The following is a 1,029-nucleotide window of genomic DNA, read 5'->3' as shown; positions in this document are numbered from 1 at the left end:
GTCGTACTCGTCACCGCGGACCTCGCCGCCCGTACCGTCGCCGCGCCGCAGGACATCCCCGTCGGCGTCCTCACCGCCCTCGTCGGCGGCCCGTTCTTCCTGTGGCTGATGCGCCGCCGTCCCGAAGGAGCCCCCGTATGAGCGACCGTACGGCCGCCTCGCTCCGCGTCGAAGCACTCTCCTACGGAGTCGGCGACGGCCGGCACCTCGTCGACGCCGTCGACCTCACCGCCGCCCCCGGCGAGACCGTCGGACTCGTCGGCCCCAACGGCAGCGGCAAGTCCACCGCCCTGCGATGCGTCTACCGCGCGCTGAGACCCACCGGCGGAACGGTGCTCGTCGACCGGCGCGATCTCGCCGCACTGACGCCGCGCGAGAGCGCGCGGGCCCTCGCGGCCATGACCCAGGACAGCTCCGTCGACCTCGACTTCACCGTCCGGGAGGTCGTCGCCCTCGGCAGGGCCCCGCACCTGCGCGGCAACCAGCCCCTGAGCGAACGGGAACGGGACCTGGTGACCGCCGCCATGGCCCGCCTCGACATCGGCCATCTCGCCCACCGCGGGATCCTGACCCTCTCCGGCGGCGAACGCCAGCGCGTCCTGGTGGCCCGCGCCCTGGTCCAGGAGCCGAAGATCCTGGTCCTGGACGAGCCCACCAACCATCTCGACATCCGCCACCAGCTCGAACTGCTCTCCCTGCTGCGCGGATCGGGCCTGACCGTCCTGGTCGTCCTGCACGACCTCAACCTCGCGGCCGCCGCCTGCGACCGGCTCGCCGTGCTCTCCCGGGGCCGCCTCGTCGCCTCGGGCACCCCCGGGGAAGTCCTCACCGCCGAGCTGCTGCGGGAGGTGTTCGGCGTCCGGGCCGAGGTCGTACGCCACCCGCACACCGGCGATCCCCAACTTCTGTACGTACTCCCGACCCACCCGTGACCTGCGCCCATGAACAGAGAGAGACCCATGTCCCCACGCCCCGCGGTACGCCGCCCCGCCCTGCTCGCCTCGGCCCTGACCGCCGCCGCCCTGACCG

2 protein-coding genes are annotated in these 1,029 nt (G+C 73.5%); both read left to right on the top strand.

The annotated features are described in order from the left end of the window. The coding region (locus ACFXKA_RS43420; protein ID WP_379431972.1) for an iron chelate uptake ABC transporter family permease subunit at window positions 1-141 on the top strand (141 nt) is incomplete at its 5' end. Beyond that, window positions 138-932, top strand: coding sequence for an ABC transporter ATP-binding protein (locus ACFXKA_RS43415; protein WP_379431971.1), 795 nt, complete (start codon window positions 138-140; stop codon window positions 930-932). The genes ACFXKA_RS43420 and ACFXKA_RS43415, both read left to right, overlap by 4 nt. Window positions 933-1,029 lie beyond the last annotated feature (97 nt).

Source organism: Nocardia sp. NPDC059228 (assembly GCF_042754245.1).
In the GTDB taxonomy this organism is placed as follows: domain Bacteria; phylum Actinomycetota; class Actinomycetes; order Mycobacteriales; family Mycobacteriaceae; genus Nocardia.
Note: the sequence above shows the minus strand (reverse complement) of the source record. Positions and strands in the feature narration are given on the sequence as shown.